General features: G+C 42.1%; 12 protein-coding genes. 4 read left to right on the top strand and 8 right to left on the bottom strand.

Annotated elements, in window-relative coordinates:
- Nucleotides 1-16 precede the first annotated feature (16 nt).
- From BN6471_RS07300 to BN6471_RS07280, 5 genes are all read right to left on the bottom strand, one after another.
- Nucleotides 17-1306 (bottom strand): O-acetylhomoserine aminocarboxypropyltransferase/cysteine synthase family protein, encoded by a 1290-nt coding sequence (locus BN6471_RS07300; protein WP_066647143.1) that lies wholly within the window; start codon nucleotides 1304-1306, stop codon nucleotides 17-19.
- Nucleotides 1307-1781: 475 nt separating this feature from the next.
- Nucleotides 1782-2978: an amidohydrolase family protein gene (locus BN6471_RS07295; RefSeq protein WP_066647140.1), complete on the bottom strand. Its 1197-nt coding sequence runs from the start codon at nucleotides 2976-2978 to the stop codon at nucleotides 1782-1784.
- Between the two features lie 34 nt (nucleotides 2979-3012).
- The gene (locus BN6471_RS07290; RefSeq protein ID WP_066647138.1) at nucleotides 3013-3975 is read right to left on the bottom strand and encodes an ABC transporter permease; all 963 of its coding nucleotides are present in this window, start codon (nucleotides 3973-3975) and stop codon (nucleotides 3013-3015) included.
- Nucleotides 3975-5006: an ABC transporter permease gene (locus BN6471_RS07285; protein WP_082903392.1), complete on the bottom strand. Its 1032-nt coding sequence runs from the start codon at nucleotides 5004-5006 to the stop codon at nucleotides 3975-3977. Before BN6471_RS07285 ends, BN6471_RS07290 begins: the two co-directional genes overlap by 1 nt.
- 18 nt (nucleotides 5007-5024) lie before the next feature.
- The gene (locus tag BN6471_RS07280; protein WP_066647135.1) at nucleotides 5025-6542 is read right to left on the bottom strand and encodes a sugar ABC transporter ATP-binding protein; all 1518 of its coding nucleotides are present in this window, start codon (nucleotides 6540-6542) and stop codon (nucleotides 5025-5027) included.
- Nucleotides 6543-6679: 137 nt separating this feature from the next.
- Here BN6471_RS07280 and BN6471_RS12540 point away from each other — a divergent pair.
- Nucleotides 6680-7815 (top strand): IS3 family transposase gene (locus BN6471_RS12540; RefSeq protein WP_147553978.1). Its coding sequence is split into 2 segments (ribosomal slippage): nucleotides 6680-6932 and nucleotides 6932-7815, totalling 1137 coding nucleotides; the frame shifts between segments, so codons are not numbered across the junction.
- A 53-nt stretch (nucleotides 7816-7868) separates the two neighbouring features.
- Here BN6471_RS12540 and BN6471_RS07260 read toward each other — a convergent pair.
- On the bottom strand, nucleotides 7869-8981 hold the full coding sequence (locus BN6471_RS07260) for a substrate-binding domain-containing protein (RefSeq protein ID WP_066647133.1): 1113 nt from the start codon (nucleotides 8979-8981) through the stop codon (nucleotides 7869-7871).
- 325 nt (nucleotides 8982-9306) lie between these two features.
- On the opposite strand from BN6471_RS07260, the gene BN6471_RS07255 reads away from it, so the two are divergent.
- Genes BN6471_RS07255 through BN6471_RS07245 form a run of 3 tightly spaced genes read left to right on the top strand, consistent with a single transcriptional unit; the run spans nucleotide 9307 to nucleotide 13718 of the window.
- Nucleotides 9307-10734 carry an ATP-binding cassette domain-containing protein gene (locus BN6471_RS07255; protein ID WP_066647131.1) on the top strand — a complete coding sequence of 476 codons (1428 nt, stop codon included), beginning with the start codon at nucleotides 9307-9309 and terminating at the stop codon, nucleotides 10732-10734.
- A 34-nt stretch (nucleotides 10735-10768) separates the two neighbouring features.
- Nucleotides 10769-12373, top strand: a complete 1605-nt coding sequence (locus BN6471_RS07250) for a response regulator (protein ID WP_066647129.1) — start codon at nucleotides 10769-10771, stop codon at nucleotides 12371-12373.
- Between the two features lie 16 nt (nucleotides 12374-12389).
- Complete coding sequence (locus BN6471_RS07245) at nucleotides 12390-13718, top strand: sensor histidine kinase (RefSeq protein ID WP_162270193.1); 1329 nt, start codon at nucleotides 12390-12392, stop codon at nucleotides 13716-13718.
- Between the two features lie 48 nt (nucleotides 13719-13766).
- Here the strand turns inward: BN6471_RS07245 and BN6471_RS07240 are convergent, their stop codons facing one another.
- Both BN6471_RS07240 and BN6471_RS07235 read right to left on the bottom strand, forming a co-directional pair.
- Nucleotides 13767-15251 carry a hypothetical protein gene (locus BN6471_RS07240; protein ID WP_066647127.1) on the bottom strand — a complete coding sequence of 495 codons (1485 nt, stop codon included), beginning with the start codon at nucleotides 15249-15251 and terminating at the stop codon, nucleotides 13767-13769.
- 63 nt (nucleotides 15252-15314) lie between these two features.
- Nucleotides 15315-15542 carry an acyl carrier protein gene (locus BN6471_RS07235; RefSeq protein ID WP_066647124.1) on the bottom strand — a complete coding sequence of 76 codons (228 nt, stop codon included), beginning with the start codon at nucleotides 15540-15542 and terminating at the stop codon, nucleotides 15315-15317.
- Nucleotides 15543-15545 lie beyond the last annotated feature (3 nt).

Genomic DNA, 15545 nt, shown 5'->3' with positions numbered 1-15545 from the left:
TCTTTTTTCCTCCGTTCTATAAAAGTGCCTGTTCCAAATCATAGAGGATATCATCGATATGCTCCGTCCCGATCGACAGCCGCACCGTATTCGGCTTGATCCCCTGCTCCAAAAGCTCCTCCCCGGTAAGCTGCGAATGTGTCGTGCTCGCCGGATGGATCACTAAGGATTTTACGTCCGCTACATTTGCGAGCAGTGAAAATATCTTCAGCCTGTCGATAAAGTCGCGTGCCTCTTTCGCGCCGCCTTTGACCTCAATCGTAAAAATGGAACCCCCTCCATTGGGAAAATACCTCTTATAAAGCTTGCTGTACCCGCTCTGTGCAAGCGAAGGATGGTTTACCCGTTCGATTTTTGGATGCTGATTCAGGTATTCGACCACCTTTTTTGTGTTGTAAGCATGCCTTTCCACGCGCAGGGAAAGCGTTTCCAATCCCTGCAGGAAAATGAAGGCATGGATAGGAGATAACGTAGCGCCCATATCGCGCAGCAGGATCGCGCGTATCTTTGTCACAAACGCCGCCGGGCCCGCTGCATCCACAAAGCTCAAACCGTGGTAGCTCGGGTTGGGCTCCACCAGGCTCTTGAATTTCCCGCTCGCCTTCCAGTCAAAGCTGCCTCCTTCAACGATCACGCCGCCAATTGTCGTTCCATGCCCTCCGATGAACTTTGTCGCCGAATGTACGACGATGTCTGCGCCATGCTCTATAGGACGGAACAGATACGGCGTTGCAAAAGTATTATCCACCACAAGCGGTATGTTGTTCTGATGTGCAATGCCCGCGACCTTTTCCACGTCGATCAGGCTAGCGTTCGGGTTTCCCATCGTCTCGATAAAAATCGCCTTCGTATTCTCCTGTATGGCTTCCTCAAAACTTCCTTCCTCATCCGGATCGACAAACGTGGCCGTAATACCATACTGCGGAAGCGTATGTGCCAGCAGGTTGTATGTCCCGCCATAGACCGTCTTGGCAGATACGATATGGTCTCCCGCCGAAGCCAGGTTCTGTATCGCATATGTCACTGCCGCCGCGCCAGAAGCAACCGCCAGCGCGGCCGTTCCTCCCTCCAGCGCAGCGATCCTTTTTTCAAAAATATCCTGCGTGGGGTTTGTCAGCCTTCCGTAAATATTCCCCGCATCCGCAAGCCCGAACCGCGCCTGTGCGTGATCGCTGTCGTGGAACACATATGACGTCGTCTGGTAAATGGGCACAGCGCGCGAATCCGTTACCGGATCAGCCTGTTCCTGTCCTACGTGCAGTTGCAAGGTCTCGAACTTTACTTCCCTGTCTTTAAAAGTGCTCATTGTTTTTCTCCTTATTTGGTCAAGCCGTGTGGTTTTCCTGGATGCATCCTTGCATACAGGTATCTTTATTTCCTGTTTTTCCCGTTACAACATCGCCGCATTCGTTCCCTTGCCGATCTGGATTTTTGCACCTTATGCCAGTCCATCAAGTCCTCCGTCCCTATATAAAACATATTAAACATATATGTTTTATATAATTTTATTGTTTTTATAGTACCAGAGCCCTTTTCATTTGTCAACCATCAATTCATGAAAAATGTCCCGAAGCATTACGCATTATACAGGGATGACAAAAAACCGTTCTGCTTTTCCGTACAGAACGGTTTTTATTGTCTGGCAGGAGGGTAAGTAGCAATTTTCCGCCTTATAACTGCTATCAGCAACAATATGAATGATTGATGATTGGCCGTGGCCTCATCATATCGGCTGGATTCTATAAGGTCATGCCTGCGAAGGGTGCGGCTTCAATCGTCATTTATTTTATCTTAAACAAGCATTTTGCATTGTTGTACATGATATTTTCAATCACCTGATACGCATCTGTCAAAGTGAAATATCCATTTTCGATTTTTTCGTCCAATACACAGGCCAGGGTATCTGCCATGGTCAATTTTGCCGCATAGCTTTCCTCCGAATTCCACGTATCGCATCCCCACACCACTCGGTCAGAGGTTCCCACTTCAATCAACTGGTGCAGCATATATTTTGCGGTTGTAGGCGATAGTGACGGCAACCATACAATATCAGAAAATACATTAGGATACATATCCAAATATGCAAGTATATCAGAACACCACGGAAAGCTGCCATGCATCAAGGAAAACTTCGTCTTCGGATTTTCTTTTATAACATGAAGCATATTAATCGCTCTCGTATTTCCGAGCTGCCCCATTCCCGTATGACACTGGATTGGAACGTCTAATTCCGCTGCAAGTTTGCAGACGCCGTCAAAAAAGTAATCCTGGAAATTCAATATATCCTTTTTGTCGTAATCCTTTTTTTCAAACACCTTATTCGCGTCTGCTCTATTCACACTCCTGTAGTCTATATTCCTGTCATATGCTATTGCGTTCTTAATGCAAACGCTTCCCGCCTCAATGTGCTCTCTCACAAGAATATAGACGAATTCCATAAAGTCATCAATATTGTTAAAAGATTTTCCATAATGTGTATATGTATTAAAGCCATCATGGTCAAGGGCAGTTCTATCGTATCCGAAAAACTCAGGATCCACCCGAAATGTTGTCGCAAATAGATCCGGATGTCCGTTGTCGTCGCCCGGATTCCAATACGCATCCAGGATAACCTTGTCGTAATTACAAATGTCTTTCAATAAACCGATTTGCCACTCTGCAGATTTATATTTTTCTGCTATCAACATGTTATACTCATCCCAGTTATCGACGGTCAGTTCTTCGGAAACGTCGTATATTTTCATAATACTGCGCTGCAGTCCCCTGAAAAAAGATTTGTATTTTACTTTTTCCAAATACTCTTGCCTCGACTTCTTTGAAGAATCAAAGGGAACTTTACACCAATCCACGTATGATGTTCTCAATATTTGATCCAGGTCAAACCGTTCAAATTTTTCATCCTCCATATGGTGCGAATGTGTATTAATCGTTGGCAATGCCAGGATGGCCTCATATAATTCTTGATAAAACTTCGACATGGTATTTTCTCCTAATCCGATAAAATATTTTATTCTAGCAGCACAGCTGTTTTTCCGATTTTGTCATCCTTGATTGGATAATAAGAATAATGAGCAGCACTCCTCCCGTAACGCATCCTTCCCATTGATAGGGAATATCCTTATTCAGATTAATGATATTTCCTATAATTGTGATGATGAGCGCTCCCCACATGGAGTTGAGGACTTTCCCCCTGCCTCCGCTCAGCAATGTGCCGCCCAATACAACAGAGGCAATAACGTCCATTTCGTATCCTTCTCCCAGCAAAATATTTCCGGAATAAGTCCTTGCCGCCAGAATCACCCCTGCAAGTCCCGCACACGCACCGCTAAGTACATAAGTAAAAAACTTTGTCTTATCGACGGGAATACCTTTCATGACCGCCGCATCTTCATTGCCGCCAATTGCATAGCAGTTTCTGCCGAACACAGTATATTTAGCTGCCAATGCGGCCAGTATAAACGCACAAATCATTATGATCGCAGGAATCGGGATAAAGACTACCGACTCGATCCCGATTGCCCGGAAGCTTTCGAGCACAATACTAACGGAATTTCCGCCTTCTGTAATAAGAAGTCCCACGCCGCTAATACCCGACATCATTGCCAGTGTAACAATAAAAGGTTGAACGCGAAGTTTAGTGATACAAAATCCATTTAATGCACCCCATGCCGCGCACGTAATTATGGCTCCTATAACCATCAATGCCGCATTGCCTGTTGCAGCCCCAATGTAACCGGCTATCACCGATGCAAAGCCACATTGCGATCCCACGGATAAATCGATTCCGCCTGTCAAAATAACAAAGGAACCGCCTATTGCCATGACCCCAATCATGCTTGCCTGCTTAAACAAATTACTGAAATTATTTAAGGAACAGAAGTTCTCAAAAGCAAAAGAAGCGACTATGATTATTACAATCAACGCTATCAGCGTCGAATATTCTTTTATGTAGCCCTTGATACGATTCGTTTCCATTATTGACCCCCTCTTGCCATAGCCTTGTGAGCCTTTATTTTCTTTTTCTTCATGCTTTTATCTGACTGCATATAAACTGCAATTATAATGATCAATGCCTTCAGTAACATTGAATACGAGGTATCGATCCCATTCATGTTTACCGTCATAGTAATCAACGTCATAATAAAGCACCCTATCATGCTTCCTAAAATTCTGGGCTTTCCTCCGGACATAGACGTACCACCGATTACTACGGCCGCAATTGCATCCAGCTCCATCCCTGATCCAAATGTACTTGGATTGCAATTCATAGACCTGGAAACCGAAAGCATTGCCGCAGCGACGGAAAGAAGCCCCAATATCACATATGCCAGAATCGACATCATATTGGAACGGATTCCCGAAAGTTTTGCCGCGATTGCATTGTTACCGATTGCTTCTATTGATTTTCCGAATACAGTAAACTCAGCTACAACATAGAAAATAATTACAATCAAAATTACATAGACCAGCTGAATCGGAACTTCGCCAAACTTAGTCAATGATAAGGATATAAACCCCTCATCTGTCACCTGCACACTTCTCACATCGCAGATAATACGCGAAATACTTCTTAATATAATCATCATAGCTAATGTCAATACCATCGGCTGTATTTTCAGCTGTATGGTCAAAACCCCTATAACCAGTCCCACGACCAGCCCTATTAGTATTCCTACCAGTACGCTTCCCAAAACAGGATAGCCATGCAACATCATCAGCGTAGTGGTAGTAGCACATAAAGCCATTGTGGATCCAACGCTGATATCGATCCCTCCGATTGCTATCACAAACGTCATGCCCATTGCAACAAACAATGCCGGCGTAGATTGTATGATAATATTCCAAATTGTCGACATCTCTACAAAATTAGGCGTTATGCAGACATTCACTAGCATCAACACCCCAAAGACGAGCAGCGCACCATATTTGGTAACAAATTCCCTGCGTTTTAGGGCCTTGTTGCTGCGTTCTTGTATTTTCTGAAGTTCTGTATCGAATTGATTCATCTATTCCACCTCACTTTATTACGAATATGCTTCGGATATCCTATGGATGATCTTTTCTTCCGTAATATCTTCGCGCAACAATTCCCCTACTTCTTTTCCTTCACGTATGATAACCACACGGTCGCAATCGCGGGCCAGTTCCTCCAGGATTGACGATATCATGATTACGCTGATTCCCTTTTTTGCGATATCGCTGACTAATAATTCTATCTCCATCTTTGCGCCTACGTCGATTCCCCGTGTCGGTTCGTCAAGGATCACGATTTCAGGATCAGATACAAGTCCCCTTGCGATAATACACTTTTGTTGGTTCCCGCCGCTCAAAAATTTTATCCTTTGCTTGGTATTTGGCGTTTTAACTTTTAATCGTTCTATATACTTTTGCGCAATTTTTTCTTGCCTCTTTAAATCTATGAATCCGAACCGGCTGATTTCTTTCAGGATCGTCATCGTAATATTATCCTTGATAGACATATCCGGAAAAACTGCGTCCCGCTTTCGCTCCTCCGGGCACAAGACCATTTTATTTTTCAAAGCATCTTTGACATGCTTAATCTTTACATGTTTCCCTTTTAGCCTGATATCACCGTGTGTAATCCTGTGATTTCCAAACAAGGTATTGGCGATTTCAGTTCTTCCCGATCCCAGAAGCCCCGCTAGCCCCAACACTTCCCCTTTTTTAAGGGCAAAGCTCACTCCGTTTAGGCGCTTTCCATCTTCCACTTTTCTAAATTCGCATATTGCTTCATTATTTTCGACATCATAATCATATTCTTTCCTGTAATCCATGATGGTAGATGCATCCCGTCCGATCATTTTAGAAATCAAACTCAGTTTGTCCAGCTGAGCTACATCATACCGTCCCATGAATTCCCCATCCTTTATAATCGTAACTTTCTCGCATATTTCATATACTTCATTCAGGCGGTGTGTAATGAAGATCACGGCAACATTTTTCTTTTTGAGTTGTTCAACGATATTCATAAGCAGTGCAACTTCTTTTTCATCTAATGAAGAAGTCGCCTCATCCATAATGACCAGTTTTGCATCTTTCGACACCGCAGCCGCAATGGAAACCATCTGTTGCATTGCTGCCGATAACATATTGATCGGCTGTTTTACATCTATATTCAGGTTAAAACTTTTTAATATTTCCTCCGATTTTGAATAAGTTGCTTCCCAATCGATCAGTCCATTTTTGTTTCTTATCTCATTTCCTAAAAACATATTCTCTGCAATACTCAAATAGGGGATCGTATTCAATTCTTGGTAAATCGTATGGATTCCCACATTCTGCGCCTGCGCGGGAACAGTAAAATCAACTTCTTCACCTTGATAAATGATTGTTCCGGCGTCCTTGGTGTATACGCCTGTCAAAATTTTTATCAAGACAGACTTTCCTGCTCCGTTTTCGCCTTCCAGCGCATGTATTTCGCCTTCCCGTACTACAAGATCGACTCCTTTTAATGCATTGACACCAATAAAAGATTTGCAGATCCCCCGCATATCCAGCAAGATAGGTTTTTCTTCATGCATTGCTTGTTCCCTCCGTTTGGGGTAAAAGGGAAGCAAGCTTCCCTTTTACCCGTTTCCCATTGGATCTATACTAAAAAAGTAGACATAAAAGTAAACAGTCTATTACAATAAAAGAGACACAAAAAGGAGGTTCTTTCATGGCTGCAAATAACTTCAAAAAATACGATGATGATTTTAAAAAGTCTCTCGTATCTCTTTTCCAAAATGGCAAAACACAGACCCAACTCTGTAAAGAGTACGGCGTTTCTCAATCCGCCCTTGGCAAGTGGATCAAGCAGTATTCTACCGTTCAGGTCGACGACGGTGAAGTCCTTACTGCCAAACAGGTTAAGGAACTCCAAAAACGGAATGCACAGCTCGAAGAAGAAAACCTTATCCTAAAAAAAGCGATTGCCATATTCACGCCTCACTCAAACAACGATTAGACGCTGTCCACAGGCTCCGTTTTCAGCACCGTATTCAAACGCTTTGCCGTGTCCTGAATGTCAATAGAAGCACTTACTACAAGCATTTTTATTCTCCTCCCGCTCCCCGTGTTTCTCTTAATCAGGATCTTCGACGCCTTATCCTTACTATTTATGCTGATTATGACAAACGCCTTGGCGCCTATAAAATCCACCATGTCCTCCAGCGTGACTATGGCGTCCGCATCAGCGTTGGACGAGTGTACCGCCTGATGCGCTCTATGCATTTACCAAAAATGTCTACTGCTCACCCCAGACATTATTTCTGTCGTTCCGATGACAGCCTTTGTCCCGACCGTCTCCGCCAAAGCTTTACTCAAAATGCCCCTAATCTTGTTTGGGTGAGTGATATTACTTATCTGCGGGCTGGCGGAAAATGGTATTATCTTTGCGTTGTCATTGACCTTTTTTCCCGCAAGGTCATTGCTTGGCACCTGTCTTCCAAACAGGATGTGGACCTTACGATCACTGCTTTCCGTAAAGCTTATGCCGCCCGCAGCGCTCCCAAGGGTCTGATGTTTCACTCTGACCGTGGAACTCAATATACCGCTTTTGCTTTCCGTAGTCTTTTGGACTCCCTTAATATTGTTCAGTCTTTTTCCAAGAAAGGATATCCGTTTGACAATGCTGTATGTGAATCTTTTTTCAAATATCTGAAAAAGGAAGAAGCTAACCGTAGAAGCTACTCTTCTTTTCACGATTTAAAGTTGGCTATTTTTTCCTATATTGAAGCCTTCTACAATGCCAAACGTCCCCATTCTTCTCTTGGTTATTTGACTCCCGATGAAGCTGATGCTCGTTTCCCCTAATTATCTTCACTTTTTTCTGTCCACTCTATTGACTATACTTCACCATATCATTCTCAGAACGCCATTCCGTTTGTCATCGCTTCTTCCGCATTATTCTTATCGATTATTTCAGATGGGATACTCGTCACTTTAGGCTGATCCTCACCGTTCATATAAGCTGCCACCATAGAAAACATCAGATCGCCTATACGGGTTTCGCAAGTGGCTATCGCTGTTATATTACCATTGATAATTTCTTGTACTGCCGCTTTCTGTCCGTCTATTGCCACTACCGTGATCTTACCTTCCAGTCCCGCTGCTTTCAGGGCCGCCAAAACGCCTAGAGCCATCTCATCATTATGACAAAACACAGTGTCAAACTTTCCACTGTAGGATTGGATAATATTGTCCATTGCCTGTTGTGCATCATCCATCATGAAATTCCCGGATTGCTGTACAATGATTTCATAATTTTCCCCTCCGGCCGCAATGGCTTCTCCAAATCCTTTTTCTCTTCCTATTTCAGTATCTGTTCCCAGTTGTCCCTGTATTTCTACAATTTTAGCGCTATCCATATTCTCTACGATCCATTGTCCGCAAAGTCCCCCGTCAAGCTCAAAATCCGTCAGGGCTGCCGCTACATATTGATCGTCAGTTTTTTCGCAATTTTGCCCCATTAAAAACACCGGCACATCATATTTCGCCGCAATTTCAAGAGCTGCCGCGCCGGCTTCATATTCCACAGCAGGGTAAAGCAAGGCATCTATGCCTTGGGCACATAGATCCTCCACATCGGATATCTGTTTTGACTGGTCGTTATCGGCGTCTGTATATATGAACTCTACACCATATTTTTCTGCAGCGGATGTCAGGCTGTCCATTTGCGCAATCTGCCATGCAATCGTTGTGATCCTCTGTGCGCAGCCTATCTTTTTACCTTTCAGTACGCTCATATCAGTGTCGATCACTTCAGCCAGGATCTTATCCGATGAACCTGAGGCTTCTGCCGCTTCACTTTCTGTCGGCGTTCCCGTTGCTTGTGCTCCCTCCTGTACCTCCTGCGTCGCTGCAGCCGTTTCTGCTCCAGCATCCGTCTTTTCCTCTGCCGTAGGCGTACCACAGCCCGCCAGAAGCGATACCAGCATTACGACTACAACCACCATTGCAATTACCTTAGATCTTTTCATGTTCCTTCCTCCTTGTTCAATTGATTATTGGGTGTTTCATTTCGGTAAAAAAAAGAATTTACGATATGGAATCTCGTTAGTACCATTCTATTGCCACAAAAGTCATTCCACAATGAGATGATTTTCAAATTTAGGGTGTGATTTTCAACGATATTATCCATGTTAAATTATATATCTGAAATTCCCCCTCCCTCTTCTTGATTTCGTCTACTTCTTTTTGTATACATTTGTTTGCCATAAGCACAATTGTTTACTATAATTGAATTAAGCCATAATTCGTGGTTTATCGTGTAAACGATTCTATATTTCATTATCGATAGGTGTCATGAAAAAAGAGAGAATAAGAGTCGATTCCATTACCAAAAATGTCAATGGAGATATTTTACTCCATAACATTAGCTTTAAAGTTTTTCAGGGAGAAGTCCTCGCTGTTGTCGGTGTAAACGGTGCGGGGAAAACTCTTATAGTAAATATTATCTCTGGGTGTGATAGCGCATCTTCCGGCCGAATATATTTTAATGAAATGCTTTTAAATAGCCTTAACCATGATTTTTTACACAAATCGGTTTTTGTCGCCAACGACACGAATATGCTCGTAGATGAATTAAGCATTGCCGAAAATATCTTCCTTGGTGCTCTTGGGTTTCACTTCGTCAACGTAAAAAAACTCAACAGTAAAGCACAATTGATCTTGGATTATATCGATTGCCATATCAGCCCCAATAAAAAGGTATCCCAATTAAATGCCAAAGAAAAAGCCATGGTCCAGTTGGCCGGCGTATTTGCAAGCGGCGTAGAACTTTTTATTGTTGATGAACCCTCCTTTATCTGTACTCACCTGGATTTTGCTTATATCAAAATGATCATACAAAAACTGAAAAGTAGGAATATTTCCGTCATGTATATCACCCATAATATAAAAGAAGCATTGGAGTTATCCGATCGTATATTAGTCATGCACAACGGTACCTCGCTAGGGGAATTTTCCGCTTCGCAAAATAATATTGGAGCATTGATCCATTCCATTGCCAACCCCGCCACATTCAATCCAAATAATACTTTATCCTCCTCAGAAAACAATCGCCTTATCGTCCAGAATCTGTCCGGGCATTTTGTTTCGGATATTAGTTTCTCCGTAAAAAGAGGAGAAATATTTGGCATCTATGATCCTGTGGGATTATATAAAACCGAAGTTTTAGATATGATTTTCGGATATTCCAAGAATTGTTCCGGGACGATCATAAAAGATGGTCACATAATCTTAAATCGCTCGACCTACCATGCCATAAAAAATGGTTTTTCGTATCTTTCCGATCTCTCAAGTTACCCAAGTTTGATTCCAGATATGTCAGTAGAAGATAATATTTCTTTACCATCCATGAAAAAAATCAAAAAAATGGGTTTTCTGAACCGCAAAAAAAAGGCTGTTTTTGCTAAGACATTATTGAAAGTCGCTGGTTCCTCTGTGAACACCAACCTATCCATTCAGCAGCTCAACACCGGCGAACTACAAAAAATACAATTTTCAAAATGCTTATCTACTGCGCCGGATATATTACTATTGGATAATCCTACCAATCATTACGATGTGGCTAACAATATGGATTTCTTTTCTATTTTGGAAAGCCTCACCAAAAGGGGCCTTTCCATTGTTTTTGCCTCATCTTCGTTGAAAGATATTTCTTCCATATGTAACCGTTGCCTTTATTTAGACCACGGCAAAGCCACCTATATTCCGTTGCAAAACTGTTAAAGGACGAAATTATTTAGATAAAGAGGGGAACCAAATGATTCGAGTTGTAATCGCAGATGATGAATCCGGCATTTGCAAAATGTTGGAAAACATGATTGATTGGACAAGACTGGGGTTTAAAATAGTGGGCTGTGCCCAAGATGGTATCACTCTTTACAACCTTATTATCGAGGATACCCCCGACTTAGTCATAACAGACATCAAAATGCCTGGTATGGATGGTTTGGATGTATTGCAAAAAACTTTACACCTGAATACGAAGTTTATTATCATCAGTGGCTATGATGATTTTGTCTATGCAAAAACCGCTATAGAATTTGGGGTTCTCCAATACTTGTTAAAGCCTGTCGACAGTGATGAACTCGAGAGGGCTGTGCTTTCTGCAAAAAAACAAATATTTTCCTTCCATACTTCTGACAATACTTCTTTGCAAAGAGCCCTGCTGGAAAGTTCGTCGAAAAGCTTTGAGCTATACCTGCAAAATCTAATGAGCATTTCTGCTGTAAATGTTCATGATATCGATTATATCAATAATGTTTTTATGCGCCATTTTACAGACGAACTATTCATAATCTTTTCTGTCAGCGCTTCTCTGCGCCAAGGCAAGGTTTCGGCAGACCGTGAAAAAAACCATGTCGTCAACCGTTCCATATGCTCTGTATTAGAAAAGAACCTCACTGATATCAGTGCAGAGATTTTCACCTTTTCCATCGGCAATATTTGCTATTTGCTTATTAATTATTCTCGATCCAAAGCGACAGAAATCATTCAACAGACAAAATCATCATTTTCTGATATCATCCATTCTTCAATGTATACGTCCCAATATGACATAACCATAGGAATAGGAAAGCCTGTCGATGATATTAAGGACATCCGTAGATCATTTGAACATTCCAATGCTGCTTTGCGTTCGCGAATTATAGTCGGCGAAAATTCCGTTATTGAAATTTCAGAAAACAAACTACAAAAAAACATGATCGAAAAACTCTTTGTCAATGATATCAAAAAGTTGCTTTCGTCTTGTATTACAGCCGAGAACCATGAAACAATACAGGCTACTGTAGACAAAATTTATTATGAAAAAATTGCTGCGATGTCGTTCAGCAGTACCGACATCTTTGAATTGACACGTAAAATAGTAGATTTCTTATTGGATTCTATGACGTCCTTTGTATCTCAAAAGTTTTTTTCAGAATATTCCCGCAATGATATATATAACAGTATTGAGGAATGTGCTACTATTTTAGAGCTGGATGCTTGTGTCTGTGAGTGCATCAATAAAATACATATGATTTCTAATCCATTAAACGATACGACCAGCACCTTGATTGCGATAATCAAACAGTATATAGACGAGCATTATAATGAAAATATCCATCTGGAGGATATCGCAAAGCAGGTATTCCTGCATCCCAACTATGTCAGTGAAATTTTTAAGCAAGAAACAGGCATAAATTTCAGTAAATATCTCATACAAAAACGTATGGAGATGGCAAAAATATATTTGCTGGATATCCGCTATCGCGTCAATGATGTTGCTTCCCTTGTTGGATACAACGATTCCAAACATTTCAGCAAGCTTTTCAAATCATATGTCGGTATGACTCCTGCCGCGTTTCGGAAAATGTTTGCCTGATGCCATAGGTGATATGATGAAAAACAGTGCAAAACAGTTTTATATAACTAAAACCTTAAAAATGGTACTTATCATTTACTTTTGTATATTGGTTATCCTTCCTGCAGGCTTTTTCTGGCCTGCCTCACAATATTGGTCTATGGTCGAAGACGACATGGTCGCACAGCGCATGAATTATATGGATTTGGTTATCCAACATTTCCTTGCGGATGGTTCATTGGATGTCGACGAAAAAATAATTTTGGACGCTTTCAACGGCGAGCTTGCCATCCTGTCCAGCGATGCTTCCGTTGAATACTACAATAATCATGCCGCTTTATCGACGCTCCCGACCGGCAACGAGATTGCCTTTCAAAATTGTACTGTGATAACCACAGAGCATCCCATAGGAAATGTCCTTGTCCGATATTCAGTCCGTTCCTCCTCTCCATTCTGTTTTATTGATACCATTATTTATTTGATGATATATATTTTCATTTGCATCGTCATATTTATAATAATTCGGTATAGATTGTACCTGCCCATTCTAAAATTTGAAAAAGTGTTAACCAGCGCCGTCGAAGAAGAATTCGATTTTGATTTCAGTTCCTACAAAAATAATCGTATTTTTAAAAAAATTTTTAGCAACCTCCAAATACTGATGGATAAGATGAAAGAACTGCTTCTGCGGGAAGCGAATGCACAGTTATTGAAAAAACAAGCTGAAATCTTGGCATTACAAAGCCAGATCAATCCTCATTTTCTGTATAACACCTTGGATTCCATACGTGCCCAGGCATTAGAAAGTTCCAATCAGGAAGTAGCTCAAATGGCATATTCTCTTTCCAAATTGTTCCGTTATAGCATATCGCCGGCTGAATATGTTACGCTTTCAGATGAATTGGCATCGATTGAAAATTATATCGCCATCCAAAAAATACGTTTTGAGAATAAGTTTGAATACGTGAGCGATATCGATCAAGACGTCATATCCTGCAAAATCCCAAAATTAATCATACAGCCAATTGTAGAAAATGCGATAAGTCATGGCATCGAGCCCATCTGCAAAGGTGCGAAGCCCGAAATAAAAATCTCTGCATACCGCACTGCTACGTTCCTTGCCATTACCGTCACTGATAATGGCTTGGGTATCCCGATCGATCGGCTTAACAAAATCAATGATGCACTCTCCAGAAACGATGACTCTCCAATCTTTTCAACAGATATTGCGCGCAAATCTTCTATTGGACTTAAAAATGTTAATTCACGGATCAAGCTTCTTTTAGGGAGCAGCTTTGGGATCCGTATCTCCAGCGCATGTAATATTGGAACGTCTGTCGAATATTTACTGCCGATTATAAAATAATATTTTATTAGAGCAAGACGATTACATGTTTGTTTTTCAACTTTACACCTATCGATTGATCAGTTTGTCCATTTGCTCATAGACCCAATCCTTTTCCGTACATTCGTAAGGCAGCTGCAGCCAAAATTGCTCTATCATCGAATAAAACGAATTGACCGAAGCAAACTCATCCGTTAAAACCCGCACCGAATAATCATTTGAGGGATGAAAATATGCTATAGTATTTTCCTTCACCCACATGTTCAGGTTCGGGATGAACGGCTGCGAGCCCATCGGCCGCAGCGCAATCTTCACCTTAGGATCGTGTTCCACCGTTTCCAGGAAATACTCGATTTCCCGCAGGATAAACCTACTGGGCATCCTGATCGGCCGGCCCAGCAGGTAGGTAAAGGTCGGCGAATCGGTAATGACCTCTTCCCGCAGGTCGTGGATATAGTCCGCGCTGAAAATGATATGCATCAAATTGTCTCCACCCAGGAACTTCTTGGTATTGACTATACAGTTCCGGTAAAACTGCGTGATCTTCTTTTCTTCACTGGCGGAAAGATCGATGGCCAGCATCACGTCTTCCAAAGTTGCCTTGCTGAAGGTAATAAACGGGGTTGACTCCGTGATTACATACTGATCCATGTTGGTCGTAAAATACCTTTTCATAGGATTTGCATTGAAATCCGAGCACATGTCGCGGCTCTCCAGATGCTTTGTCAGGGGCTTAAATCTTGTGAGCTGGTTTTCCAAAAACATGTCGAACTGGTGCACGGTCATAGGATCGTCGTATATGGCTGTATACATATTGGCAGGATTCTTGTCAAAATTGGAGCCCACCAACACAAGTTTGCCCTTGATGCTGTAAACATAGTCATAAAATGGGCTTTCCGTATCATAGGTATAATAAGCATGCGCATTGGTCGACAAAAAAATCGGCAGCCAATATTGGAACATATTATGGATCTGCTCCGCGGGCCGGTTCATATAAAACATCATGGTAAGCTGGTGCTTTTTCTTTTCCGCCTGGAGAAATTTTTTCTGTGACGTCGCAAGGTCGCTGACCAGGGAATAAAAAATTCGCGACTGCACATCAAATCCGCGCACTTCCTCCCCCTCCGGCAAGGTCAGCAATACGTCAAGAAAATCGAGGATCGCTGCGCGCTTCCCCGACGGCCCCTTATAGATTTTATATGCAGCCGAATACAGGCTGTTGTCTTTTTCCTTTTCCCTGAATGTCTGCTCGAATTCCTCGGAGAGCAGCCACGAAGCCACAAACGCATAAAGCTCGTCCCTGCTTTTGATCTCCGTATTATTTGTCGATTTAAAAAAGCGTTCCAGCTTCCTTAAACCCTGCTTTTCGTTAAAATCCAGAAGCGCATTGACAACGTCCTGAAAATAAGCTGATTTCGCGTGTAGCTTGGTACGTCCGTTCTTCCAGCGGCTGATTACTGTCCGGTCGACATGTACCGCACCCGCCAGCTTCGTTCCCTGAATGTATAGCATATCCATCAGGTATGCGAGCGGCGTCTGTGCATGTTCCGCCATAATCGTTCCCCCTTTTTGAAACCTCAAACAATACTATAAACACATTCGGACAGGTTGGAACAATTATTTCAGGTTTTCCAGGTAATCGACGATTTCCCCTACGGTCAGAAGCTGCTTTACCCGCTCCTCGTCGATCTCGATTTTGAATTCTTCCTCAAACGCACAAATCAGGTCGATAAAATCAAAAGAATTGATGTTTAAATCCCGCAGCAAATGCGTATCGCGGCTCAATGTACTTTTGTCGATCAGTTGATGATCGCTGATGATTTCAATCACACGCTGTTCCAGCATTGC

This window comes from Christensenella timonensis (genome assembly GCF_900087015.1).
Classification (GTDB): domain Bacteria; phylum Bacillota; class Clostridia; order Christensenellales; family Christensenellaceae; genus Christensenella; species Christensenella timonensis.
Note: the sequence above shows the minus strand (reverse complement) of the source record. Positions and strands in the feature narration are given on the sequence as shown.